The 24798-nt window shown below is 57.5% G+C and carries 27 protein-coding genes; 11 read left to right on the forward strand and 16 right to left on the reverse strand.

Annotation, left to right across the window (positions count from 1 at the left end; all coding sequences use genetic code 11):
- The first annotated feature begins 46 nt into the window (after positions 1 to 46).
- Complete coding sequence (locus ABYT07_RS07245) at positions 47 to 1231, forward strand: cytochrome P450 (RefSeq protein WP_372990448.1); 1185 nt, start codon at positions 47 to 49, stop codon at positions 1229 to 1231.
- Positions 1232 to 1312: 81 nt separating this feature from the next.
- A complete protein-coding gene (locus ABYT07_RS07250) occupies positions 1313 to 1606 on the forward strand; it encodes a hypothetical protein (RefSeq protein WP_372990450.1) in 294 nt (97 codons plus the stop codon).
- Positions 1607 to 1658: 52 nt separating this feature from the next.
- Here the strand turns inward: ABYT07_RS07250 and ABYT07_RS07255 are convergent, their stop codons facing one another.
- Entirely contained in the window at positions 1659 to 1868 is a 210-nt protein-coding gene (locus ABYT07_RS07255) for a cold-shock protein (RefSeq protein ID WP_372990451.1), read from the reverse strand.
- 167 nt (positions 1869 to 2035) lie between these two features.
- On the opposite strand from ABYT07_RS07255, the gene ABYT07_RS07260 reads away from it, so the two are divergent.
- The gene (locus ABYT07_RS07260) at positions 2036 to 2350 is read left to right on the forward strand and encodes an arsenate reductase family protein (RefSeq protein ID WP_372990489.1); all 315 of its coding nucleotides are present in this window, start codon (positions 2036 to 2038) and stop codon (positions 2348 to 2350) included.
- Between the two features lie 4 nt (positions 2351 to 2354).
- Here the strand turns inward: ABYT07_RS07260 and ABYT07_RS07265 are convergent, their stop codons facing one another.
- The 5 genes from ABYT07_RS07265 to thrS form a co-directional block, all read right to left on the reverse strand.
- Complete coding sequence (locus ABYT07_RS07265; protein ID WP_372990453.1) at positions 2355 to 2897, reverse strand: DoxX family protein; 543 nt, start codon at positions 2895 to 2897, stop codon at positions 2355 to 2357.
- 1 nt (position 2898) lies between these two features.
- The gene (locus ABYT07_RS07270) at positions 2899 to 3648 is read right to left on the reverse strand and encodes a putative DNA-binding domain-containing protein (RefSeq protein ID WP_372990455.1); all 750 of its coding nucleotides are present in this window, start codon (positions 3646 to 3648) and stop codon (positions 2899 to 2901) included.
- Positions 3645 to 4493, reverse strand: coding sequence for a DUF692 family multinuclear iron-containing protein (locus tag ABYT07_RS07275; RefSeq protein WP_372990457.1), 849 nt, complete (start codon positions 4491 to 4493; stop codon positions 3645 to 3647). Before ABYT07_RS07275 ends, ABYT07_RS07270 begins: the two co-directional genes overlap by 4 nt.
- Positions 4494 to 4571: 78 nt before the next feature.
- On the reverse strand, positions 4572 to 4874 hold the full coding sequence (locus ABYT07_RS07280; RefSeq protein WP_372990459.1) for a DUF2282 domain-containing protein: 303 nt from the start codon (positions 4872 to 4874) through the stop codon (positions 4572 to 4574).
- Between the two features lie 235 nt (positions 4875 to 5109).
- The gene (gene thrS / locus ABYT07_RS07285; protein WP_372990462.1) at positions 5110 to 7056 is read right to left on the reverse strand and encodes a threonine--tRNA ligase; all 1947 of its coding nucleotides are present in this window, start codon (positions 7054 to 7056) and stop codon (positions 5110 to 5112) included.
- Positions 7057 to 7229: 173 nt separating this feature from the next.
- Between thrS and ABYT07_RS07290 the strand changes: the two genes are divergently transcribed.
- From ABYT07_RS07290 to ABYT07_RS07310, 5 genes are all read left to right on the forward strand, one after another.
- Positions 7230 to 8540 (forward strand): MFS transporter, encoded by a 1311-nt coding sequence (locus tag ABYT07_RS07290; protein WP_372990464.1) that lies wholly within the window; start codon positions 7230 to 7232, stop codon positions 8538 to 8540.
- Between the two features lie 57 nt (positions 8541 to 8597).
- The gene (locus ABYT07_RS07295; protein WP_372990466.1) at positions 8598 to 8831 is read left to right on the forward strand and encodes a hypothetical protein; all 234 of its coding nucleotides are present in this window, start codon (positions 8598 to 8600) and stop codon (positions 8829 to 8831) included.
- Complete coding sequence (locus ABYT07_RS07300) at positions 8828 to 9595, forward strand: alpha/beta hydrolase (protein WP_372990468.1); 768 nt, start codon at positions 8828 to 8830, stop codon at positions 9593 to 9595. Before ABYT07_RS07295 ends, ABYT07_RS07300 begins: the two co-directional genes overlap by 4 nt.
- Positions 9596 to 9643: 48 nt before the next feature.
- Entirely contained in the window at positions 9644 to 10258 is a 615-nt protein-coding gene (locus ABYT07_RS07305) for a hypothetical protein (protein WP_372990491.1), read from the forward strand.
- A gap of 74 nt (positions 10259 to 10332) precedes the next feature.
- Positions 10333 to 11043 (forward strand): alpha/beta fold hydrolase, encoded by a 711-nt coding sequence (locus tag ABYT07_RS07310; RefSeq protein WP_372990469.1) that lies wholly within the window; start codon positions 10333 to 10335, stop codon positions 11041 to 11043.
- An 11-nt stretch (positions 11044 to 11054) separates the two neighbouring features.
- On the opposite strand, the gene ABYT07_RS07315 is transcribed toward ABYT07_RS07310, so the two are convergent.
- Both ABYT07_RS07315 and phaZ read right to left on the reverse strand, forming a co-directional pair.
- Positions 11055 to 11645 carry a DUF6151 family protein gene (locus tag ABYT07_RS07315; RefSeq protein ID WP_372990470.1) on the reverse strand — a complete coding sequence of 197 codons (591 nt, stop codon included), beginning with the start codon at positions 11643 to 11645 and terminating at the stop codon, positions 11055 to 11057.
- Complete coding sequence (gene phaZ / locus ABYT07_RS07320; RefSeq protein ID WP_372990471.1) at positions 11645 to 12922, reverse strand: polyhydroxyalkanoate depolymerase; 1278 nt, start codon at positions 12920 to 12922, stop codon at positions 11645 to 11647. Before phaZ ends, ABYT07_RS07315 begins: the two co-directional genes overlap by 1 nt.
- A 108-nt stretch (positions 12923 to 13030) precedes the next feature.
- Between phaZ and ABYT07_RS07325 the strand changes: the two genes are divergently transcribed.
- From ABYT07_RS07325 to phaR, 3 genes are all read left to right on the forward strand, one after another.
- Positions 13031 to 14836, forward strand: coding sequence for a PHA/PHB synthase family protein (locus ABYT07_RS07325; RefSeq protein ID WP_372990473.1), 1806 nt, complete (start codon positions 13031 to 13033; stop codon positions 14834 to 14836).
- A 141-nt stretch (positions 14837 to 14977) separates the two neighbouring features.
- On the forward strand, positions 14978 to 15421 hold the full coding sequence (locus ABYT07_RS07330) for a phasin, PhaP (RefSeq protein ID WP_372990474.1): 444 nt from the start codon (positions 14978 to 14980) through the stop codon (positions 15419 to 15421).
- Positions 15422 to 15554: 133 nt separating this feature from the next.
- The gene (gene phaR, locus ABYT07_RS07335) at positions 15555 to 16118 is read left to right on the forward strand and encodes a polyhydroxyalkanoate synthesis repressor PhaR (RefSeq protein WP_372990476.1); all 564 of its coding nucleotides are present in this window, start codon (positions 15555 to 15557) and stop codon (positions 16116 to 16118) included.
- Positions 16119 to 16263: 145 nt separating this feature from the next.
- Here phaR and ABYT07_RS07340 read toward each other — a convergent pair whose 3' ends face one another.
- The 8 genes from ABYT07_RS07340 to ABYT07_RS07375 form a co-directional block, all read right to left on the reverse strand.
- The gene (locus tag ABYT07_RS07340; RefSeq protein ID WP_372990478.1) at positions 16264 to 17442 is read right to left on the reverse strand and encodes a DegT/DnrJ/EryC1/StrS family aminotransferase; all 1179 of its coding nucleotides are present in this window, start codon (positions 17440 to 17442) and stop codon (positions 16264 to 16266) included.
- Between the two features lie 94 nt (positions 17443 to 17536).
- On the reverse strand, positions 17537 to 18841 hold the full coding sequence (locus ABYT07_RS07345) for an NAD(P)/FAD-dependent oxidoreductase (protein WP_372990480.1): 1305 nt from the start codon (positions 18839 to 18841) through the stop codon (positions 17537 to 17539).
- A 74-nt stretch (positions 18842 to 18915) separates the two neighbouring features.
- A complete protein-coding gene (locus tag ABYT07_RS07350) occupies positions 18916 to 20274 on the reverse strand; it encodes a glutamine synthetase family protein (protein WP_372990481.1) in 1359 nt (452 codons plus the stop codon).
- Entirely contained in the window at positions 20274 to 20954 is a 681-nt protein-coding gene (locus ABYT07_RS07355; RefSeq protein ID WP_372990483.1) for a type 1 glutamine amidotransferase, read from the reverse strand. The genes ABYT07_RS07350 and ABYT07_RS07355 overlap by 1 nt, the downstream gene beginning before the upstream one ends.
- A 4-nt stretch (positions 20955 to 20958) precedes the next feature.
- The gene (locus ABYT07_RS07360) at positions 20959 to 22293 is read right to left on the reverse strand and encodes a glutamine synthetase family protein (RefSeq protein ID WP_372990484.1); all 1335 of its coding nucleotides are present in this window, start codon (positions 22291 to 22293) and stop codon (positions 20959 to 20961) included.
- A gap of 99 nt (positions 22294 to 22392) precedes the next feature.
- On the reverse strand, positions 22393 to 23199 hold the full coding sequence (locus tag ABYT07_RS07365) for an ABC transporter permease (RefSeq protein WP_372990486.1): 807 nt from the start codon (positions 23197 to 23199) through the stop codon (positions 22393 to 22395).
- Positions 23196 to 24002 (reverse strand): ABC transporter permease, encoded by an 807-nt coding sequence (locus tag ABYT07_RS07370; protein ID WP_372990492.1) that lies wholly within the window; start codon positions 24000 to 24002, stop codon positions 23196 to 23198. The genes ABYT07_RS07365 and ABYT07_RS07370 overlap by 4 nt, the downstream gene beginning before the upstream one ends.
- A 172-nt stretch (positions 24003 to 24174) precedes the next feature.
- Positions 24175 to 24798: transporter substrate-binding domain-containing protein (locus ABYT07_RS07375; protein WP_372990487.1), on the reverse strand; the 624-nt coding region annotated here is incomplete at its 5' end.

A 24798-nucleotide genomic window follows, 5' to 3' on the forward strand; every position in this document is an offset into this window, starting at 1 on the left:
CTAAACGCCTCATTGACTTACCCTCAAATCCGCTCAAACTCCGCTCATGTTTGATCTCTCCAATCCCCCCGACGGGTTCATCGACAACCCCTTTCCCCATTACGATCGGCTGCTGGCCGACGCGCCTGTGTGTCCGCAGCCCGACGGGTCGTTTCTGATCTCCGGCCATGCCGATCTGAGCGTGATCTACCGTGACACAACCACCTATATCTCGGATAAACGCGCGGCGTTTGCGCCGAAATTCGGGGTCGGCTCGCCGCTGTTCGAACACCACACCACCAGCCTCGTGTTCAACGATCCGCCCCTGCACACCCGCGTGCGCCGGATCATGACCGCTGCCCTGACGCCCAAGGCGCTGGCGCGGATGGAGCCAGGCCTGATCGCCATCGTCGATCAACTGCTCGACGCGATGCCGCGCGACGCCGATCTGGTCGAAGACTTCGCCGCGACCATTCCGATCCAGATCATCGGCAACCTGCTTGATGTGCCGCTGTCCGAGCGTGGCCCCCTGCGCGACTGGTCCCTCGCTATCCTCGGCGCGTTGGAGCCCACGCTGACGGGCGCGCAACTGGAACGCGGCCACCAGGCAGTGCGTGAATTCAAAGCCTACCTGCAAGACCTGATCGCCCGGCGCAAAGCATCCCCCGGTGATCCGGACCCCGACGTGCTGACCCGTCTGATCAACGGCGACGACGGCGGGACGCTGACGGAAATCGAGCTGATCCAGAATTGTATTTTCATCCTGAACGCGGGCCACGAGACGACGACGAACCTGATCGGCTCGGGCCTTGCCCTGCTGCACGACCACCCCGACCGACGCGCCAAACTGCTGGCCGACCCGTCGCTAATCAACACGGCCGTCGAGGAAGTGCTGCGTTTCCGGTCCCCCAACCAGTTCGGCAATCGCGAGACGACCGCCCCCGTCACCCTTGGCCGGCACCCAATCCCCGCAGGAACCAATCTGCATCTGTGCATCGGTGCCGCCAACCGCGACCCTGCGGTGTTCGATGACCCCACGACGTTTGATATCACCCGCCACCCCAACCGGCATCTTGCCTTTGCGGGCGGGCCGCATGTCTGCGTTGGTCTGACCCTTGCGCGGATGGAAGGGCGCATTGCGTTGGCGCGGTTCCTTGCACGCTATCCGAGATATGAAATCGGGCAGGGTCGGCAATTGGGCGGGCGGATCCGTTTTCATGGCCCCGCACGCCTGCCAACACGCCTGTTTTAGCCATTAACGGGCTAAAAAGGCTGGACTTAGGGCCGTCCACTGGGCAAAGCTGAACAAAAGCGGAAAAAAACGAGGGATAAGATGCGTTTACAAACAGCAATGATCGTCGGGATCAGCATGATGGCAGGCGCGTTGGCCCCTGCACAGGTTGCTGCCGAACCTAAGATTTACCCTTACCCAAGTGCGGCAAATTACTGTCCTTCGGGTCTTCAGCCAATTACGATTGCGGGCGTGATCTGTTGCGGAACACCAAACCAAAAGGTCAGCTACCAAAGCATGATGGCGCATCCGGTCAAGAAGGCGCACAAAGCACGCTATTACCAGCCAACCCCGGTGGATTATTCCTGCATGCCGGGTGAAAAAGGCTGCCGCTGAACGCCAGCTAAAGTCGACTTTAATGACCCGGTGTTTAAAAAGCGCCGGGCTTTTACTGCAGCAGACTCAGGTCCGTGGCCATCTGACGCCCGTCGCGCCCATCGGACAATTCGAACGACACTTTTTGATTATCCGCAAGCCCGCTAAGGCCCGAACGTTCGACCGCCGAGACATGCACAAAGATGTCACTGCCGCCTGCATCGGGTGCGATAAATCCATACCCTTTGGTGGTGTTGAACCATTTGACTGTTCCTGATGGCATGTTCTAAACCCTCCTAATCAAGACTTCATGTTGCCGAACTCACCCCATGGGGGCAGATGCTCATCGATCGGCCTGTTGAAAAAGATTGGGCATTTGGCGCAAAAATCAAGAAATTCGGACTGCGCGCTGATGTCACAGGTGCGAAACTCTATCGAAACGGGGAAAATATGATCATCTATGGTCTGAAAAATTGCGATACCTGCCGCAAAGCGTTGCGCAGCTTGCCGGATGCGACACTGGTCGATGTACGTGCCGAGGGTGTGCCAGAGGACGTGATGACGCGCGCCTATGCGCAATTCGGGGCGGCGTTGTTGAACACGCGGTCCACGACATGGCGCGGCCTAGATGCGCAAGAGCGCGAACAAGAGCCGCTGGTGCTGATTGCCGCGCATCCCGCGTTGATGAAGCGGCCTTTGATTGATGCAGGCGGCACGCTTTACCTTGGCTGGACCAAGGATGTTGCGGCGCAAGTTACTCCATAGGGCCTCAGCGGGTGCGCGACACGATCAGGCGGTCCAGTGCCAGCGGGCCACCGCCCTTGACCGCGAGTGTCAGTAAAACAAAGACCCAAAACGCCCGCTGGTCCAGAATGGCTGCGTCGGGAAAGCGGTCAAACCAAGCCCCCAAGACACCTGTCTGGCCATGGCCAATCACATCGGTCAGCGATTGAAGAACGACGAACCCGATCATCCCCACAGCGGCAAAACGTGTGAAAAGCCCGATGATAATCAGCGTCGGCAGCGCGAATTCAGCCAGCGTGCCGCCAAGGACAATCAGATCGTGAAACAGGCCTAGGCTGTCTGTGTCATAGCCCACGGCTTCGAAGGCACGCGGGAAGATCTGCACATAAGCACCTGTGCTAGGCGAGAATACTCCAAAAAATCCGTCGCCCAGTTTCGTCAGGCCAGAGTTGAAGAAATAGAGCGCCAGAACACCCGCAAAGATCAACCGCGCGAGGGTCGGCAACAACCAGGTCTGGGTTTCCAAGGATGTTACGAAGCTGTCGTATCGCCCGAGTGTTCTAAACATTCTAACGTACCTTATTGTTGCAAAAAGCGGTGTTGCTCAGGGTCACGACCAATGTTGCGGCCAGATCAAATTCGGGCATTGTCGCCACCGTCGCGTCATGGGCTGCCTCGATGCTGTCACCTTGCGCCAGCCGTCCAAGCCACCCTTCGGCCCCTTGGGGCAGCAGGTGCGGTTCGGGGTCAAATTGCGCCCGCGTGATCATGACATCTTGCGGAACGGGGCGCGGTTTGGGTGCACCAGCGACCATGTTGAAACGCCAGATGTCAAAAAGCGGCCAGCGCGATTTCAGGATACGCGTCGCGGGCGCGAGGGGCAGATGTTGTGCCATCATTTCATCGGGGGGCAGGTTTTGAAACGCTGCCAAATCGAAAGGCGCTGCATCGGCGGCATGGTACGAACTGCGCAATGCCAGATCAAAGCGGGCGCAATCAGGCAGATAACCCAGCTTTGACAACTGTGGCTGGTTCTTCAGAAACTCTGGAAAATCAACGCCGTACAGCATCATGATAGGGGACGTTGGGGGGTGCGCGCGCACATATAGCGGGGCCAGAGCGTCAAAGCTGGTGCTGCCCAGAATTTTGCGCACCAGTGGAAAGGCGGTTTGCAGGGCTGCGATCAGCGAATGGGTGACGTTGTTGCGGTACACGTCATAGCGTTTGTTCGCCGGTGCCTTTGCTGGCCCCTCAAGCCCGTCCGGGGTGGCCCGCGACGGATCAAGCAAAGCTTGGCGAAAGGTGGTTTGGTCGGTCATTTAACCAGCGCCGTGGCGGCGCGTTCAGCTTGGGCGCGCAGGGTCGGCCAGTCGGGGATGTTATTGTCCCATTCGACCAAAACGGGTTTGGGGCCGGTCTGCGCCAAGGCGTAATCCAGCAAGGCCCAGACCGGATCGACCACGGCTTTGCCATGGCTGTCGATCAGCAAGGGCGCACCGCTGTCGTCAAGATCTTCGTCATGGCCCCCGACGTGGATTTCGCCCACATGGGCGGTCGGGTAGGCGTCGATATATTGCTGAGCAGACAGGCCAAGGTTGGTGGCCGAAATAAAGACGTTGTTGACATCAAGGAGCAGCCCGCAGCCGGTTTTTTCGACAAGTCCGCCCAGAAATTCAGTTTCGGACAGGGTGGAGTCAGCAAAAGCAAGATAGCTTGACGGGTTTTCGAGCAGCATCTGCCGGCCCAGAACGTCTTGGACCTGCGTAATGTGGCTGGCGACGCGCGTCAGCGTCGCATCAGTATAGGGCAGGGGCAACAGATCGTTCAGATATTCCGATCCGTGGGTGGACCATGCCAGATGTTCGGAAAAACTTGCCGGTTGCGTCCAGTCACACAGCGTTTTCAGGCGGGCAAGGTGGTCGCGGTCCAGCGGTGTTTCGCCGCCAATGCTAAGACCGACACCGTGGATCGACAGGGCGAACGTTTCAGACAGCGCGCGCAGTTGCGCATGTGGCCGTCCGCCGTCGCCCATGTAATTTTCCGCATGCACCTCTATCCACTCAACGGGGCCGGGATCGGCCATCAAGTCGCTGAAATGTTGAGGTTTATAGCCAACGCCCGGACGTGCAGGCAGGCCATCAAAGCGGCGTTCACCATCAAGCATGATGCGCCCTTTCAATCAGGAATATTGCCATCGTGGGAAAGGGCGCGGGCGGCACATGCGGCCCACGCCAGTGATCGCTTAGGCGGGCAAATCGCGCTCGACTGCCTCAAGCGATCCTTTACGCTCGGACCCGTCTGCCATTTCAGGCAGGTCCATGGTTTCGCAGGTGCCAGCGTCAACCAGCGTCCAGGCGTTGCCCTGGTAATCGGTGACAGAGGTACCTGCGCAAGTGGTGCCAGGGCCGGCCGCGCAGCCGTTTTCACCTGCCAAAGCGACGCCAAAGCATTTCTCTTTTGTGGCGGCATTTGCGGGGGACATCTGGGCGGCGAAGGCTGTTGCGACGGCACCGGCTACGGCGAAGGATTTTAGCGTAATGGACATTTTGGTTTCTCCAGGTTGGGTCGTTTTTGTTTGGGTAGGTCATTTAGACCCTAACCGGTGCGACAAATCTACTCACGTCGAAGTGTGTCACACGAACGTAAGGAGTTCCGCCGGTTTTTTGTAACAATTGGCGGAAAATCACCTGAATACCGCTGAAAGCCTGGGTTTTAGTGAAACATACTGTCACATCCGGGCGGGTCTGTTTTCCGCCCGGATGAAATTGTTACAAGAAAAATCAGCGCAAATCGGGCGGTGTTGCCTCGATGGCAAGGGCGGCTGCGACATCGGCCAAAGACTGAACCGATGTTTGTTTTTCCCCAAGGCGGCGGACCGATACGGTTTTCTCTTCGACCTCGCGGGCACCTACGGCAAGGATCACAGGCACCTTGCCCACAGAATGTTCGCGGACCTTATAGTTGATCTTTTCGTTGCGAATGTCGGCCTCGGCGCGGACACCTGCGGCAGCCAAGGTCTCGATGACCTCGCGCACATACTCGTCCGCCTCCGAGGTGATGGAGGCGACGACGACCTGACGCGGGGCCAGCCAGAACGGCAGCTTGCCTGCGTGTTCTTCGATCAGGATGCCGATGAAACGTTCAAACGATCCCAAGGTCGCGCGGTGCAGCATGACGGGGCGATGTTTCGCGCCGTCTGACCCGACAAAGGTAGCGTCCAGTCGTTCGGGCAGCACGAAATCCACCTGATGGGTGCCGCATTGCCAGTCACGGCCAATCGCGTCGGTCAGCACGAATTCCAGCTTCGGGCCGTAGAACGCACCCTCACCGGGGTTGATCTCGGGCTCGATCCCCGCCTTGCGGGTCGCTGACAGCAGCGCTGCTTCGGCTTTGTCCCAGACTTCGTCCGATCCGGCACGGGTGTCGGGGCGGTCCGAGAATTTGACCTTAAAGTTTTCGAATCCGAGGTCTTTGTAGATCGCAGACAGGAATTCGATGTAGATCAGGGTTTCTTCCTCGATCTGGTCCTCGCGGCAGAAAATGTGGCCATCGTCTTGGGTAAAGCCGCGCACGCGCATGATGCCGTGCAGCGCGCCCGAGGGTTCATACCGGTTGCACGATCCGAATTCGGCCATGCGCAAGGGCAGGTCGCGGTAGGATTTCATGCCTTGGTTAAAGATCTGGACGTGGCAGGGGCAGTTCATCGGTTTCAGTGCGTTCACGGATTTTTCACGTGCATGTTCCTCGTCGACTTCAACGATAAACATGTGGTCTTGATACTTGTCCCAATGGCCGGATTTTTCCCACAGCTTGCGGTCGACAACTTGGGGGGTGTTCACCTCGACATAGCCGCCTGCACGTTGTTTGCGGCGCATATAGTCCTGAAGCTGAGTGTAGATCAGCCAGCCGTTGGGGTGCCAGAACACCTGACCGGGGGCTTCTTCTTGCATGTGGAACAGGTCCATCTCGCGGCCCAGCTTGCGGTGGTCACGCTTGGCGGCTTCTTCCAGCATGTTCAGATGCGCGCGCAGCTTTTCCTTGCCGGTAAAGGCGACGCCATAGATGCGTTGCAGCATCGCGCGGCTGCTGTCGCCGCGCCAATAGGCACCTGCGATGGACATCAGTTTGAACGCGTCACCGGGGACTTGGCCAGTGTGTTGCAGGTGCGGACCACGGCAAAGATCCTGCCAGTCGCCATGCCAGTACATGCGCAGGGGTTCATCGCCCGGAATGCTTTCAATCAGCTCGACCTTATAGGGTTCACCCAAATCTTCGTAATGCTTGATTGCGCGGGGACGGTCCCAGACCTCGGTGCGGACGGGATCGCGGGTGTTGATGATGTCCTTCATCTTCTTTTCGATCAGGCCAAGGTCTTCGGGGGTAAAGGGTTCGGCGCGGTCAAAGTCATAGTACCAGCCGTCCTTGATCACCGGGCCGATGGTGACCTTGGTGTCGGGCCAGATTTCCTGCACGGCGCGGGCCATGATGTGCGCAAGGTCGTGGCGCACCAGTTCGTTGGCCTGATCTTCGTCCGCCATGGTGTGGATCGCGATGCTGGCATCTGCGTCAATCGGCCAGGCCAGATCGAAATGCGCACCGTTCACGGTGGCGCTGATCGCCTTTTTGCCCAGAGATTTTGAGATGTCGTTGGCGACGTCGCCCGCGGTGATACCTGCGTCGTACTGCCGTGCATTGCCATCGGGAAGGGTGAGGGTGATTTGGGCCATTTGGGCCTCCTCGTCGGTTTGGCGCCTACGAGACGCCCGGTTGCGGGTTATGTGCAAGGCGTAGATGGCCGCGCGGGGCGGGGTTGTCAATAACTTGGGGGCTTTTGGAAACTCCTTTACCCGCCTGCGCGTTGCGTCATGAAGATGACGCAACACATGACGGGACAGACAGGATGCAAAACGGTACGGGGCAAAACGGAAAGGCGCAAAACGGATTGGCACAATACGCCTTTGACAAACTTTCGGGGGCGCAGGGGGATGCGGATGATTTGCCCGACGGTGCCCAAAAGGCCGAGGCACCCAATGCGCTGCGTCATGTCGGCAGTCTTGTGATGTCGAAACTGGCTGACGGATTGATCGACCCCAAGCTGATCCTTGCGTGGCTTTTGACATCGCTTGGGGCACCTGCCGTTTTCGCAGGGGCCTTGGTGCCGATCCGTGAAAGCGGGGCGCTGTTGCCGCAGATGCTGATGGCGTCGCGGGTGCAGGCGATGGCGCGCCGCAAATGGGCGTGGATCATCGGCAGCGCGGGGCAGGGGGTATTAGCCGCGCTGATTGTGCTGTCGGCCCTGACACTTGACGGGGCGGCGGCGGGGTTTGCCATCTGTGCCGCACTTGGCGGATTGGCAATCAGCCGCGCGGCGTGTTCGGTGTCCTACAAGGACATCCTGGGCAAGACCGTTGGCAAGTCACGGCGCGGTGCCATTACCGGCACGGCTGGGTCGATATCGTCGGCCGGTGTGCTGGTGTTGGCGGCCTTGCTGATATCGGGCCTGTTCGAGAGCAAAGGCATCGTGATCTCGGCCATCGCATTGGCGGCGGTGTTATGGGGCGCTGCCGCGCTGCTGTTTTCGACGTTGACGGAGATGAAAAGCGATCCGGCCAACGCCACCAAGGCACGTTTCAGCGTTCTGAGAGAAGACGCAAATCTGCGCCGCTACATCCTTGTGCGCGGGCTTTTGGTTTCGACCGCGCTGGCCCCGCCCTATTTCGTGGTCCTTGCGGGGGGGGATGGTGGATCACCCCTTAGCACGCTGGGGGCGCTGGTTTTTGCGTCGGCACTGGCGTCATTGCTCAGCTCTTATGTGTGGGGGCGGATATCGGACCAGTCCAGCCGCAAGGTGTTGATGCTGACAGGCATCGTGGGCGCGCTGGCAATGCTGGGCGCTGTCGCGCTTAGCGTGTCGGGGTTGGCCACGCGGGTCTGGGCGATGCCGCTGGTGTTGTTTATCCTGATGACCGCCTATCACGGGGTGCGTCAGGGGCGATCAACCTATCTGGTCGATATGTCGCCTGACGGGCAGCGGTCGGCCTATGCCGCGGTGTCGAATACGGTGATCGGGGTGCTGTTGCTGGTCGCCGGTTTCATCGGCGGGGGGGCGGCACTGCTGGGCCCGAACGTGACGCTGGTTTTGTTTGCGCTGATGGCCGTCGGGGCGGCTGTTGTCGCAGTTGGTCTACGCGAGGTCGAAGGTGTGGATTGAACGTTCTGCGATCCGCTTCTATGAAGAGAGAGTGTATCACATCGAAAGGTTTTGGATATGGCCAAGCACAACCGCAATTTCGAACTGACCATCGAAGACATCGACCTGATCGAAGCAGCCTTGCACGTCACAAAGCGTGATTTATCCATGGATGCTTTGAACGGCACGCAAGCGATGTTGCCCGCCGACGCCACCGAGGATTCGTTGCGCAAGATCGACGATCTGCTGGGACGTCTGCACAATCAAAAGATATTCTACCGTCCTGCCAAGGGAACGTATCTGGGCGGATGACCGCCATGCCGCAGTTCCTTGAGACGCCGCAAGGCCGCAGGCTGGCCTATCACCGTTTGGACGGGTATGGGCCGTGTGTGGTGTTTTTGGGCGGGCTGAAATCCGACATGCAAGGCACCAAGGCTGTGTTCCTTGAGGATTGGGCCCGCCGTCAGGGCCGCGCTTTTTTACGGTTTGATTATTCCGGGCACGGGGAATCTTCTGGCGACTTTTCCGATGGCTGCATCGGCGATTGGGCGCAGGATAGTTTGGCGGCTGTCACGGCCCTGACCGACGGGCCAATTGTGCCGGTCGGGTCGTCGATGGGCGGCTGGCAGGCGCTTTTGCTGGCGCGCGAAATGCCGGAACGTGTTGCTGGATTGGTGACAATCGCTGCGGCACCGGATTTTACCGAAGACGGGTATTGGGCCAGCTTTACCGACGCACAAAAGCAGCAGCTTGATGCTGAGGGTCAGGTCGAACTTCCGTCGGATTATATGGAACCCTATGTGATCACCCGGCGTATGATCGAAGATGGGCGCAATCAGTTGGTCCTGCGCAGCGCGTTGAATTTGCCTTTCCCGACGCGGTTTTTACAAGGCACGGCAGACACTGCCGTCAGCGTGGCCACCGCCGTTCGATTGCTGGAACACGCGCAGGGATCGGATATGGAATTGAAACTGGTCAAGGACGCGGATCATCGGTTTTCCGACGATAAATGCCTAAAGCTGATGGTCGAGGCCCTGACCGAGGTGTTACCCGAGGTTTTGACTGGGGCGGTCTGATACGTAGGACTGAAAAAAAGGACAGGCCGAGTGCGCAAACCCGCCAGCATGTGGAGCCTTGAGACCTTTGGCCGCGTGCGCCTGTCCAGACATTTTTATATGCGCGATTTTTTGCATTCCGAGATTTCCAGTTTTCACGGCGTGCCCAATATTCCTGACACACCTGATCTTGCCATCGAAAACGGGCGCGCTTTTTGCACCGCGCTGCTGGATCCGCTCGAGGAAACCTTTGGGCGGATCGCCGTGCGGTCAGGATATCGGTCGCGGGCGTTGAACGACTATGGCAATGCAAGTAACTTGAACTGCGCGGCCAGCGACAACCCGATCGAATGCCACATCTGGGACCGACATGGCGGTCCGCGCGCCATTGCAGGGGCCTCTATCGTGATCCCATGGTTTGCCGACCGCTATGATCAGGGCCGCGATTGGCGCGATCTAGCATGGTGGGTGCATGACCATCTGCCCTATTCCGAGATGTGGTTTTTCCCCAAGCTCGCGGCTTTTAATCTGGTCTGGCGGCCCGACCCTTTGCGCACCATCTCAAGCTATATCGCGCCCAAGGGCATGCTGCTGCGCGCAGGACATACCCCGACCGAGCCGTTGGCGCACCGTCAGACGCGCTATGCCGATTTTCCACCCTTGCGCGGCATCGCCTATCCATGATGTTGTGCATGAAAAGTGATTTGCAGCCATGCGCCATAAAGTGAAGGTCCGGATGACGATTATCGGGGAAATACATGGCTGAGCCGCTTGTGCTGTTGCCCGGATTGATGTGCGATGCGCGGGTGTTCTGGCCGCAGATTGCCGAACTATCTGCGACCACGGCTGTCACCATCGCGCCTTTGACCCAAGGTGAACGGATCGAGGAAATCGCCTCGGGGCTGCTGGATCAATTGCCCAAACGCTTTGCGTTGGCCGGGTTGGGCATGGGCGGTGCCGTCGCCCTAGAGTTGTTGCGCCGCGCCCCGGATCGTATCATCCGCATCGCATTGATCGACACCAGTCCACTGGCCGAAACGCCCCAAGCCGCTGCGGCGCGCGAGTTGCTGATCGTAAAGGCCCGATCGGGGCGTATGTCCGACGTGATGCAGCACGAAGTCATGCCGCATTACCTGCCGTCCGGCCCGGATAAGGGCGCGATTATGGACCTTGTGATGGACATGGCCGAAACGCTTGGCCCCGAAATTTACGTGCGTCAGGCCCGCGCCTTGCAGCGCGGCAAAGACCAACAGGCGGTTTTGCGCAAATGCAAGATACCGGCGCTGGTGATGTGTGGCGAATTCGACAAGATCAATCCGGTAAAACGGCACAGCTTTATGGCAGAGTTGATTCCCCATGCGCGACTTACGGTGATCAATGGCGCAGGGCATTTGCCCACGCTTGAACGCCCCCGGCAGACCACCGCGGCACTACAGGACTGGATGGGGATGCCATTCGTGCTGCAATAACTCTTAGAGGCTTAACTTAGTGTTGCTTTGATTTCGGCGCGCACGTCTTTGTCGACGACCTGAACCTCGCGCACGGGCGCGAGAGTTTCGGGATCAAAGAACGGGGTTTGTTTCCACCGTCCTGTTATCCGCGCGGCAGCGATCCGCGAAAACAACGCCCAGACGATGCGCCCCATGCCTTTGTGCTTGGGTGTGCCTGCTGGATTAGGAATAAACGCGGTCGCGCGCACGGGGCCAATGGCCGTTTGATTGTCCAGTGTGTTGGTTCTGATGCTGGCAAAAGCGATCTTTGGATTGCGCAGCGTGTTGAACAGGGGGGACCCGCAGCAACTGGCCTGCCAGCGCAACAGGTTTTTGGGACCAAAGGAAAACACCGCCAGCTTGTCAAACCCAGCATCAAAGCGCACGCGGTCCGGTGTCGTCTGGAAATAGGTCACAGGTTCGGGGGCGGGATCAGGTTGGCCGGCAAATACTTCGGCAGCACGGCAATCAGCGCAAAAACACGCGATATGGCTTCCCGTGCTGGTGGAAACGCCGCGCAATGTGCCCTGCACGTTGCCACAAGAGCAGCGGAAGGTCACATCACGCGGCGCTTTGAACATCAGGCGGCCGCGTTTTTATTGGCCGATTTCGCAGGCTTGGCAGCGACGCGCTGGTTTGCGTCGATGAACTCAAGGACCAGAGGGCGGATATTATTGCGCCAGCTTGATCCGGCGAAGATACCGTAATGACCGGCACCGTCTTCGAGATGGCTTGCCTTTTTACTGTCAGGCAAACCGGTGCACAGCGCAAGCGCCGCAATACACTGTCCGGGGGCCGAGATATCGTCCTTGGTCCCTTCGACAGTTTTCACAGCAACAGTCGTGATCTTGCCGATATCGACCGGTTTGCCCGCGACGCTAAAGCTGTTTGTGCCGATCTCGTTGTCTTTGAAGATCCGCTTGACCGTGGACAGGTAGAATTCGGCAGGCATGTCCATCACACAAAGATATTCGTCATAGAACTTGTTGTGCTTGTCGTGATCACTTGCTTCGCCCTTGGCGACGCGCATGATTTGGTCACTGAACGCTTTGGAGTGCGTTTCGGAGTTCATCGAAATGAAGGAGTTCAACTGCAATAAGCCAGGATAGACCTTGCGGCCGACACCGGGGTGTTTGAAACCGACGCGCTGGATCATCATTTCCTGCAAGTGGCCCATATTCACGCGGTTACCGAAATCTGTCACTTCGGTTGCGTTGGCATCGGGGTCGATCGGCCCACCGATCAAGGTCAGCGAACTTGGCTGTGCTGCGGGGTCTTCTTCGGCCAGATAGGCGGTAGCAGCAAGGGTCAGCGGCGCAGGTTGGCACACTGCGATCACGTGCACATCAGGGCCAAGGTGGCGCATGTAGTCCACAAGGTGAAGAGTGTAGTCTTCGACGTCGAACTTGCCGGCGCTGACAGGAATGTCGCGGGCATTGTGCCAGTCGGTGATATAATGGTCTGCATCAGGGATCAGGCTGATCACGGTCGACCGCAGCAACGTTGCATAGTGGCCGGACATCGGTGCAACCAGCAAAATTTTGCGCTTGGGCGTATCGCGGCCCTGCACGACGAAATGCACCAGATCGCCAAACGCGCCTTCGATTTCTTTTTCAATCAACACGGGGTGATCCGCGCCGTCTGCGCCAACCACGGGGGGGATGCCCCAGTCGGGTTTGACCGTCATGCGGGCAAAGCTGCGTTCAGTCACTTCGCCCCAGGCGGCCATCCAGTTAAGCGCGGGATTCGGGATCGCGGCGAAAGCCGGATACGATGCCATCGCCAATGTCGTCGCACCAAGCCACTGATTGGTGGTCCGCATTGTTTCCATTAAGTCGTAAGATGCCATATACTTCACGAGGGGTCTCCTTTGGGTTGGCCCTGCACTTGGGCACTCTGCCGATCCCCCTCCCGGATAAGGTTCGGCGCAATGCTGCAAGTGCAAACATAGGGAGGAATTATTAAGATGCCAACAAAAACGAATACTGAGAGCACTACAGACGCTGCGGCGTTGGACCGAATGGCGCAAAATATGGCGAAAGTCGAGGCGCTTGGGGCCCGATTGACCCAGATCATGGTCGGCCGTGAGGGCCATCAATCAAGCCTTGATGCCCCGAATCAGGAGCTATTTTCGAAGGCTGCGCAGGCCTATTGGACCGAGGCCGTTCATAACCCGGCCAAATTGATTGAAAATCAGGTGTCGTTCTGGAGCAAATCAGTCACACATTTCGTCGAAGCGCAGCAAGCTCTTGCCAAGGGCAAGCTGCAAGCTCCGGAAGACCGGACTGCCAAAGACCGTCGTTTTGCGAACCCGTTGTGGGAAACGCACCCTTATTTCAACTACGTCAAACAGCAATATATGATCAACTCGGAGGCCCTGAGCGATGCGGTGAACAGCGTTTCGGACCTTGAGCCGCGCGAAAAACAGCGGTTGGGATATTTCAGCCGCCAGATCATCGACATGATGAGCCCGACGAATTTTCTGGCCACCAACCCCGACGCGCTGGAACGGGCGGTCGCGACTGAAGGGGAAAGCCTGATCAAGGGCTTGGAAAACCTGATTTCGGATCTTGAGGCCAATAACGGAGAGATGATCGTCAGGCTTGCCGATGAAAAAGCGTTCGAGCTGGGCAAGAACATCGCGACTTCCCCCGGCAAGGTTGTGTTTCGCAACAAGATGTTCGAACTGATCCAGTACAGTCCCAGCACGGAAAAGGTTCACGCGACGCCGGTGGTGATCTTTCCGCCTTGGATTAACAAATTCTACATCCTCGATCTGAAAGAACAAAACAGTCTGGTGAAATGGATCGTTGATCAGGGCCACACCTGGTTCATGGTGTCCTGGATCAACCCCGACAAAAGCTATCGCGAGGTAGGTATGGGCGATTATATCGAAGACGGATTTATTGCCGCTTTCGATGAGATCAAAAAGATCACCGGTGAAAAGCAGGTAAATGCGGTCGGCTATTGTATAGCGGGCACGACACTGTCGCTGGCGCTTTCGCTGCTCAAACAGCGCGGCGATACGTCGGTCAAATCTGCGACGCTGTTCACCGCGCTGACCGATTTTTCGGATCAAGGTGAATTCCAGCCTTTCCTGACCGATGACTTTATCGACGGGATCGAGGCCGAGACCAAAGAGAAAGGCATTTTGCCGTCCATCATCATGGCGCGGACGTTTTCATTTTTGCGCTCGAATGATCTGGTCTACGGGCCAGCGATCAAAAGCTATATGTTAGGCGATACGCCCCCTGCCTTTGACTTGCTGTACTGGAATGGGGACGGTGCAAACCTGCCTGAACGCATGGCGATGGAATATTTGCGCGGTCTGTGCCAGCAAAACAAACTGGCCGATGGCGGGTTCGATCTGCTGGGCCATCACCTTGAACTGGGCGATATTGATGTGCCGATCTGTGCTGTCGGCTGCGAGACCGACCACATCGCGCCGTGGAAGGACAGCTACCGTGGCGTTCAGCAAATGGGCAGCAAGGACAAGACCTTTATCATGACCCAGTCGGGCCATATCGCAGGCATTGTGAACCCGCCCAGCAAAGGGAAATATGGCCACTATACAAACCCCGATATGTCCCTGAACCACAAAGACTGGCTTGAGGGTGCCGAATTCCACAAAGGGTCTTGGTGGCCTCGATGGGGGAAATGGCTCGCGAATCATGCGGGAACGCAAGTTGATGCTCGGATACCGGGTGCAAGCGGCCAAGAGATCATCTGTGACGCGCCCGGCACCTATGTAACACGGAAGGCAAATAGCTGATCTGATTGCCCTTTTTTATATCGACAACCTCACAATGCTGCAGCGCAGAAAAATCTTGCAATGCCGCGCTGCAGCATCTATATATTCCTCATCACGAACAACAGCGGATCGACCGCTCAAAACTCTAAGAGGAATACGACTATGACAAAGACACCTGATATCGCCGCAATGATGAAAGACGTCATGGGTGCATTCCCAGTTGATACATCGGCAATGAATGACGCGTTCAAAACAACAGCGTCTTTGAACGAAAAGCTGTCCGGCGTTGCATTGACTGCTGCCGAGAAATCCGCCGAGATTTCCACAAAGTGGCAGAAAGATACGCTTTCCAAGCTGACAGAAATGACAAAAGCCAAGACAGAGCCAGCTGATTACGCAAAAGCGATGACAGACTTCACATCGTCCACTGCAGAAGTTGCAGCCGAGCACATGGCCGCCTTCGCAGAGATCGCTAAGAAAGTCCAAATGGACACAGTTGAGCTGATGATGGCCGCTGGAAAAGACATGTCCGAAGAAGCAACTGCTGCCGTCAAAAAAGCGACAGCCGATGCGACAGCAGCAACAAAGAAAGCAGCAGCGAAGTAATTCGCAGCATTTCTTAAATTTTTCATGAGTGGGGGCGGGCTTGCAAAAGCCTGCCCTTTCCTTGTGGTCCCTTTCTTTTTGAAGTTAGCTGCCGTAAGCTGCAACGCAGCACGCATCTTGGGAAGGATCCACCGTGGCGGACACAAACAAGCCTCTGCTTATCAAGAGATATGCGAGCCGGCGTCTTTATAACACTGAGACGAGCGATTACGTGACGCTTGAGGACATATCAGGTTTCATTCGTGACGGACGCGAGGTGCAGATTGTCGATCTGAAATCCGGCGATGATCTGACACGCCAGTATTTGCTGCAAATCATTGCAGAGCATGAAAGCCGCGGTGAGTCCGTGTTGCCGGTTGATGTTCTGAACGATCTGGTGCGCAGCTATATGTCGCCCGGAACCAGCGTTGTGCCGCAGTTTCTGAAAGCGTCTTTTGACATGCTGCGCGATGGCCAATCGCGTGTGTTGGAAAACATTAATACGATCAACCCGATGTCAAAAATGCCCGGATTTGACGTAATGCAGGCGCAGCAAGAGGCCTTTATGAAAGCAATGACCGGCAAGCTTCCAACGGCCTGGCCAGGGGCGGCGACGCAGGAAAAGGGCAAGCCTGCCAAAGCTGAAGAGGGCGAAAGCCTTGAGGCGATCAAACAGCAATTGGCCGACCTTCAGGACAAGCTGTCAAAACTGAAGTGACCCGAACCAAGTGATCCAGCGGACGTGCTGACGCACGACGATATTTTGGAATATTTAGATACGTGAGCCCACCCTAGAGCAGGGTGGGCTTTTTTGCAGGTGAAGGAGCCTCCGGCGGGAGTTTTCCGGCAAAATGAAGCTGGATCTAGGCCGCTTCGGCGTTTGTAACCGCCATAATAGCCCCCAGCAGCACATCAACGACGGCATCGAGATCATCAATTTTCAGGTGGACCGGCAGACGCACATCGCATGCCGACATCAGCATTTTGCGGGTTTGGGGAAGCTCGGGTAGATCTTCGATGAACTGCCAGTTCCAAAAGGCACGGGCATTGTCGGCGCTTTGGCCGAAGACCTGCACCTTTACGCCGGCGGCTGCAGATGCGGCGGCAAAAGCGCGGATGGCATCGTCATCTAATCCAACCGTATTGAACTGGATTGAATCCGGTGCACGTGTCTCGGGGCCCAAGGGTGCAGGAACGCTGATATGGGCCGAGGCGTTCAACCGTGCCGCGACATAGTCGTGATTGCGCAAGCCGTCTGCGACCCGGCGCGGCAATTCGGCCAGTTGGGGGCGGACGAGTGCGGCGGACAGGTTGTTGAGCCGAAGATTATAGAGCGGTAGTTTGTTCTGCCAGCGGGTGCAGGCCTCGGCGACGCCGGGGTGCTTTTGCCAGTTATGCTCATAGGCTCCGGACATGATGATCGCGCGCGCCACAAGATCAGCATCATCGGTGATCAATATGCCGCCTTCGCCTGCGTTAACCATCTTATAGGACTGGAAGCTGAAGCAACCGATCTTGCCGATCGTCCCGATTTTGCGGTCATGCCAAAGCGTGCCCAGCGAATGCGCCGCATCTTCGATGACGGGAATGTCCGCCGCGTCACACAGCGCCATGATTGCATCCATATCAGAGGTGTGGCCGCGCATATGGCTGATGATCACTGCATCTACACTGGGCAGCTTGGCCTCGAAGTCTTTCATATCGACGCGGTAATTGTCGCCAACCTCGCAGAGGACGGGCTGGCAATTGGCGTGTATGACCGACGACGGGACGGCGGCAAAGGTAAACCCTGGGATCAGGACGCGCGCGTTCTTGGGCAGATCCAGCGCCAAAAGGGACAAAAACAACGCTGCCGAGCAGGAGGACACAGCCAGCGCATAACGGCTGCCCATCATCTGGGCAAACTCGACCTCGAGCAGGGAAACGGGGGCGTCCGAGGCTGCGGTGTAGCGAAACAGATCGCCAGTTTGCAATAGCCGCTCGATTTCGGCGCGGGCGGCTTCGGGGATCGCTTCGGCACGGTGCATGTCTGGCAGCGTCATATTTCAAAATCCTGAATATTGCTTTTCATAATAGTAAAACAAGCGATACGCTGGACCAAGGCTTTTTCGCCGGTTCTGCATTAATCTTTTGTGACTAGACGCCTAAGCGGTCGCGCAGGCTGTACCAGCTCATTGCGAGGGCCAGCAGGGGGGACCGCAACGCCGCGCCGCCCGGAAAGGGGTGCGTCGGGATTGCAGACATGAGGTCAAAGCCGTCGCCGTCGCCTTGTATGGCACGGGCCATAAGTTGACCTGCATGGGTTGCGGTACCAACCCCGTGGCCGGAATACCCTGATGCCGACAGGATATTGGGCGACAGACGGGCCAGATAGGGCAGGCGTTTCAGCGTGATTGCCAGGGTGCCCCCCCACGCATAGTCAATGCGCACATCTTTCAACTGCGGAAAAACGACAGACATGGGCGCGCGCACCTTGGCGGCGATATCGGCCGGAAAGCGGTAGCCATAGCTTTCACCGCCGCCAAAAAGCAACCTGCCATCATGGCTGAGCCTGAAATAATTAACCACAAATCGGCTGTCGGCTACGGCCACATCTTGGGGCAGCACATCTTTGATCCGGTCACCTAACGGTTCGGTCGCAGCGATGAAGTTGTTGATGGGCATAACGCGGGCGGCGACTTTGCGGTTCAGTCCACCCAGGTATCCGTTGCAGGCTAAAACGACATGATCCGCCGTCACGCGGCCCCCATCTGTTTGCACAACCGCTTGGCGGCCCTCTTGGATATGATGCACGGCGGATTGTTCAAATATCTGCACGCCTGCGTCTTTTGCGGCGCGCGCAAGACCAAGGACAAGGTTCAGCGGATGGAGATGCGCGGCACCCATGTCCAGAATGCCACCCTTGTAATCGGGGGACGGGCAGACCGATTTTAGTTGGTCATGGTCCAGCGTCTTGATCTGGTCATAGCCATAGCGCGACTGCAAATGTTCTGCATAGTCGTGCAAATGGCGCACCTCACCGGCAGAAGACCCGGTCCAAGCCACCCCGGGCTTGAGGTGACACTCAATCTGATGTTCGGCGATCAGGCTTTTGACCAGCGCTTTGGCCTCTTCGCCCATGCCCCACAGTTTGGCGGCATGATCGGCCCCAAGCATCTTTTCCAGACCGTCCTGTTCGACGCGTTGGCCACTGCCCAACTGGCCGCCATTGCGCCCCGATGCGCCAAAACCTACGCGCTGTGCCTCGATCAAAACTACGCGGCGTCCGGCCTTGGCCAGATGAAGTGCGGCTGAAAGCCCAGTGTATCCTGCGCCCACAACACAAACATCAGCTTTTATCGCGCCTTTTAGCGGGTCAAAAGCTGGCAACGGTGTCGCGGTGGCTGCATACCAACTGTCAGGATAGGCCCCGGTCTTGTCGTTCGCATAAAGCAGGTTCATCGCAGTTGGGCTCCCGTCCGTGCTTCCAAATGGTCTAAAATCCTCGCCGAAGGCATCCGACGCAGCCAAATTTCTTAGACGTTCATCAAAAGATGCTCGCGTTCCCACGGGGATATGACCTGCAAAAACTCGTCGTATTCTGCGCGTTTCACGATGGCATAGACACGGGCGAATTCGGGCCCCAGGACCTTGTGCATCTCGGTTGCTTCCTCGAACAGATCAAGGGCCTCGCCCAGAACGCGGGGAATATCGCCTTCACCGACATAGGCGTCGCCCTTGAATTCCGGTTTCGGCTGCTTTTTTTCCATCAAGCCAAGATAGCCGCAGGCCAGCGATGCGGCGATGCCCAGATAGGGGTTGCAATCCATCCCTGCCAAACGGTTTTCCACCCGCCGCGCATTCGGGCTGGACAGTGGTACGCGAATGCCTGTGGTGCGGTTGTCGCGGCCCCATTCCAGGTTGATGGGGGCGGCGTGGTCTTTCACATAACGGCGATAGCTGTTCACATAGGGGGCAAGCACTGCCAGTGCATCGGGCATATGGTTCTGCAGGCCGGCGATAAAGTGAAAAAACGCGTCGGTTTCTTCGTTATCCGGACCCGAGAAAATGTTTGCGCCAGTTTCGGCATCCAGAACCGAATGGTGCATGTGCATGGCGCTGCCCGGCTCGTCTTCGATTGGCTTGGCCATGAAGGTGGCATAGCAATCGTGGCGCAGGGCGGCCTCGCGGATCAGGCGCTTGAAATAGAACACTTCGTCTGCAAGTCGTACAGGATCGCCATGGATCAGGTTGATCTCAAGCTGGCCCGCGCCGCCTTCTTGGGTGATGCCGTCAATCTCGAACCCTTGGGCTTCGGCGAAATCGTAAATGTCGTCAATCACGGGGCCGAATTCATCGACGGCGGTCATGGAATAGGCCTGCCGAGCAGCAGCAGGCCGCCCCGATCGACCCATCATCGGCTTGATTTCATGGGCAGGGTCCAGATTGCGCGCGACAAGAAAGAATTCCATCTCGGGGGCGACCACAGGTTCCCACCCTTGGGCGCGGTACAGATCGACCACCCGTTTCAGCACGTTACGCGGCGAATATTCGACCACATCGCCGTTGCGGTCATAGGCGTCGTGGATCACTTGCAACGTCCAGTCCCCAGTCCAGGGGGCGGCTGTTGCGGTGGACATATCGGGCCGCAGGATCATGTCTTTTTCAATGAACCCTTCTGCTCCCGCAGCCTCGCCCCATTCACCGGTAATTGTCTGGTAAAAGATGCTGTCGGGCAGATGAAAATAGTCTTGCCGCATGAATTTGCTCGCGGGCACGGCTTTGCCGCGGGCGATGCCGGGCAAGTCTGGAATGATGCATTCGACTTCGTCTAGCCGCTTGCCTTCAAGATATGCGCGCGCAGAGTCGGGTAAGGTGTCAATCCAGTCGGACATTAGGGTCTCTCTTTCTTGAGGAAATCGGCAATATGGGTTGCGATATCGGCGTTGCTGTTCGGGGCGTCCAGCAAGGTGCTGGCGGCTTCAAGCTGGTGGTCCGGCACGACACCCTTGCCACGGGTGCGGATCAACCCGTCAACAAAGGCGCTGCTGAATTCGGGATGCGGCTGGATCGTCCAGATTTGATCATCATAAAGCAGCGCTGCATTGGCGCAAAAATCCGATGACCCGACCACGGTTGCCCCATTGGGGACAGCGGTCACTTGATCCTGATGCCACGCGTTCAAGGCCATGGGCTGGCCATTTACGGTATATTCCGTCCGGCCTACGGACCATCCGCCGCTGAATTTCTCGACCTTGCCACCAAGTGCCTGTGCGATGATCTGGTGGCCAAAACAAATGCCCACCAACGGGCACCCTGTCTCACGGATTGCACGGATCAGGTCTTCGAGCGGGGGAATCCAGTCGTGATCCTCGTAGGCACCATGTTTGGAACCTGTGATCAGCCACCCGTCGGCATCCACCGCGGATGCAGGGAAATCGCCGTCGACGACGGACCAGATCTTAAACTCGAACCCGTGCCCATCCAGCAATTTGGTGAACATCTCACCATAATCGCCCAGTTGGTCTTTCATGTTGTCGGGGGAATGGCCGGTCTGAAGGATACCAATTTTCATGGGGTTACACCGTGTCCAGATAGATTTCTACCTGCTCTTGTGGGGTCAGTTCTTGCATATAATGCAGTTCCTGACGCTTGGTCAGGACAAGGTTGCGCACCATTTCGGGGGCAAAGATGCGCGCCACTTCGGGCGAGGTTTCGAACAGATCGATGGCGGTTTTCCAATCGCCGGGAATTTGGGGCAGGTCGGCGGCATAGGCATTGCCGGTGATGGGCGGCGGCGGGTTGACGCCGTCTTCGATGCCATTCATCGCAGCGCCTAATACAGCCGCCAACATTAGATAGGGGTTCACATCGCCGCCCGAGACGCGATGTTCGATCCGGCGTGCTTTGTGGCTGCCCGACGGCACGCGGATGGACGAGGTGCGGTTTTCATAGGCCCACGAAATACCGGTGGGCGCATGCGCACCGGGCACCATCCGGTCAAAGCTGTTGGCATGGGGTGCAAAGACCAGCGCTGATCCGGCCATCGCATTCATGCAGCCCGCAATAGCGTGGCGCATGATTGCTGTCCCGTCGGGGCCGCCATCGTCAAAGACGTTATTGCCGTTTTTATCCAGAACAGAAAAGTGCGTGTGCAGGCCGGAACCGGGGTAATCTTCGTAGGGCTTCGCCATAAAGCTTGCGGCAAAGCCGTGCCGCCGCGCCAGACCTTTGACCAGCATCTTGAAGAACCACGCATCATCGGCGGCGCGCAGTGCGTCGTCGCAATGCATCAGGTTGATCTCGAACTGGCCCAGACCTGCTTCTGAGATGGCGGTGTCGGCGGGAATGTCCATTTCTTCGCAGGCGTCATACAGATCGGTGAAGAATTCATCGAACTGGTCCAAGGCACGGATCGACAGGGTTTCGGCGGCCTTGCGGCGCTTGCCCGACCGTGGCGACAACGGCACCTGCAACTTGCGCCCCGAATCGTCGATCAAGAAAAATTCAAGCTCAACCGCGCATACGGGGGTCAGGCCACGGTCCTTGTAGCGCTGCACGACGGCGCGCAGCGCATGGCGGGGGTCGCCTGCATAGGGGCGGCCATCTTCGTGAAACATCCAGATCGGCAGCAGCGCGGACGGCGATTCAAGCCATGGCATCGGCAGAAAGCCACGTTCGGTCGGGAACAAGACGCCATCGGCATCGCCGGATTCGAACACCAGCGGGCTGTCGTCAATGTCTTCGCCCCAGATATCTAGGTTCAGGACCGACATGGGAAAGCGGGTGCCGTCCTCGACGACTTTGTCGGCGAAACGCGTCGGAATACGTTTGCCGCGTGCCTGACCGTTAAGGTCGGCGGCAGCTACACGAATTGTGCGGACCCGAGGATGTTTGCGGAGCCAGTTTTTCATAACACACCTTGTAAAACGGCGGGCATGAAACGGGTTTTTCGGAGGTCGAAAACCGGGATTGACGCCCACGCGTCAAATAATTTGATCAAAAGATTGATACTACCGTATCAGATTGGGACGCAAGCGAAATTTCTGGCGTGCTTCTTGCGGTAAATGCTTGTTCAGCCGCCGGTTGATCGCACCGAAAACGGCGATTATCACCAGCGTCAGCGCCACGAAATACCCCGCCAAAATCGGATATGGGATGAAGGGGTTAAACGTCTTGTCGGCGAAATAGCTGGCGTAATACAGCGCATCGCCGCGTTGTTGCAGCGCCGGAAAGCCGGTGAAAAAGACCAGCGTGGTGGCGTGGAACAGGAAAATAGCCTCGTTTGTATAGGCGGGCCAGGCCAGCCGCAGCATGGTGGGCCAGATCACCCTCTTGAAACGCGGCCAGCCGGACATGCCATAGGCGTCAGCCGCCTCGGTGTCGCCCTTGGGGATGGATTGCAGCGCGCCATAAAATATTTCGGCGGAATAGGCAGAGGTGTTGAGGAACAAAACCACCAATGCGCCCAACCATGCGGACGTAAAAGAATCGAAAAACGGATGCACAGATTTTAGGCTTAGGAACAGGAAGTAGCCAAAAAAGAACTGGATAAACAGCGGTGATCCGCGAAAAAGAAAGATGAACCATTCCGCCGGTTTGCGCACCCACGGGCTGGGCTGGGCTTTGGCAAAACCAAGGGCGGTGGCAAAGACAAACCCCGAAATCAGTGCGAAAAATCCGAAATAGATGTTCCAGATCATGCCCGACCCGATCAGGGTGAACTGGTCACACAGCGTAAAGTCACTGCGCGGCAGCAGGCGTTCACCAATCCCGAGCGATCGCAGGCCATAGGCCTGAATGGTTTCAAGGCAACTCACGTCATGGCCTTTCGCTGGGCTTCGCCGCCCGAAGTCGCCTGACCTTTGGTCAGCTTGCGCATGACGCGGTCGAGCGCGATTTCAGACACGCGGGTAAAGCACAAATAAAACACCAACAGCGCGAGGAAATACCACATGCGCCAATCAGGATGCGGATAATCGGTAAAGCGCGGCGTCTTGGCCCCGCCCAATTCACGCGCCCAATAGACAATGTCTTCTACGCCAAGCAGGAACAACAGCGGCGTGGCCTTGATCAGTACCATCCACAGGTTGCCCAAACCGGGCAGGGCATAGACCCACATCTGCGGTACCAACACCCGCCAGAATGTCTGGCGGGGGGACATGCCGTAGGCTTCGGCTGTTTCAAGCTGGGCACGCGGCACGGCGCGCATGGCTCCGTATAAAACATTGGCGGCAAAGGCCCCGAACACGATGGCAAAGGTCAGTACAGCAAGGGAAAAACCGTACGCCTCGTGGACCCATTGCGGAGAATTCCCCAAGGGCATTTTGGCCGCCTGACAGACAATGAAATCACTGCCTTGGCGCAGCGGTTCGGTCCAGTCGGGGCATTTGATCTTGTGGCGCAGGTATTCGATGCCCTGATCCAGCGCGATCACGAAGAACAGGAAAAATGCGATATCCGGCACGCCGCGGACCACGGCGATATAGCCACGACCCAACCACGACAGAGGCGGGATGCGAGACCGCGCTGCCATTGCCCCGCCGAAACCGAACGCCATTGCAGCAGGGGCGGTGATGGCCAGCAGCAAAAGCACGGTGCCGAACGCGCCATAAAACGCCAGGTGCTTGCCCGTGGTCAGGTAGCAGGTCAGCCAAGACAGGCCAGAAAGCGTTTCAGGATCGGTACAGGCGAAAATGGCTTAATATCCTCGGAAGTTGCGCCCTTAAAAGAGCGTCTTGGTCTTGGGTTAGGGGCGGCGATGACGCCGCCCCCGTTTGATCAAAGCGTCGGGATCAGAATGTTTTCGCACCTTCGCCGAACCACTTGATGATCAGCTTGTTCAGGCTGCCATCGTCCTTCATGGACTGGATCGCGGTGTCGAACTTGGCTTTCAGCTCGGTGTCGCTTTCGCGCAGGCCAAGACCGATGCCGCCGCCCAATGGCACGTCGTCACCCACAAAAACCATCTCGCCGCCGGATTCTTCGACCGTAGGGACCAAGGCATCCTTGTCGGCGAAAACAGCGTCCGCTTCGCCATTGTTCACGGCTGCGACGGTTTCGTCATAGGTTGCGAATTCCAGCAATGTCGCACCGGATTCGGCAACATATCCAGCCTGGATTGTGCTGGTTTGTGCAGCAACAATGCCACCTTTCAGATCGGCGTCAGCAGATTTAGCTGCATATGCGGATGCGGCCGGCGGGAAGTAGTTCTGCGAGAAATCAATGACTTCTTCGCGCTCATCGGTGATGCTCATCCCGGCTATGATCGTGTCATAGTTACCAGATGTCAGGTTGGGGATGATGCTGTCCCATTCGTTTGTGACCCATTCGCAGGTCAGCTCGGCGCGGGCGCACAGCTCGTCGCCGACTTCGCGTTCAAACCCGTCAACTTCGCCAGCATCATTCAGGAAGTTATA

It is taken from the genome of Sulfitobacter sp. (assembly GCF_041552635.1).
Lineage (GTDB): Bacteria > Pseudomonadota > Alphaproteobacteria > Rhodobacterales > Rhodobacteraceae > Sulfitobacter.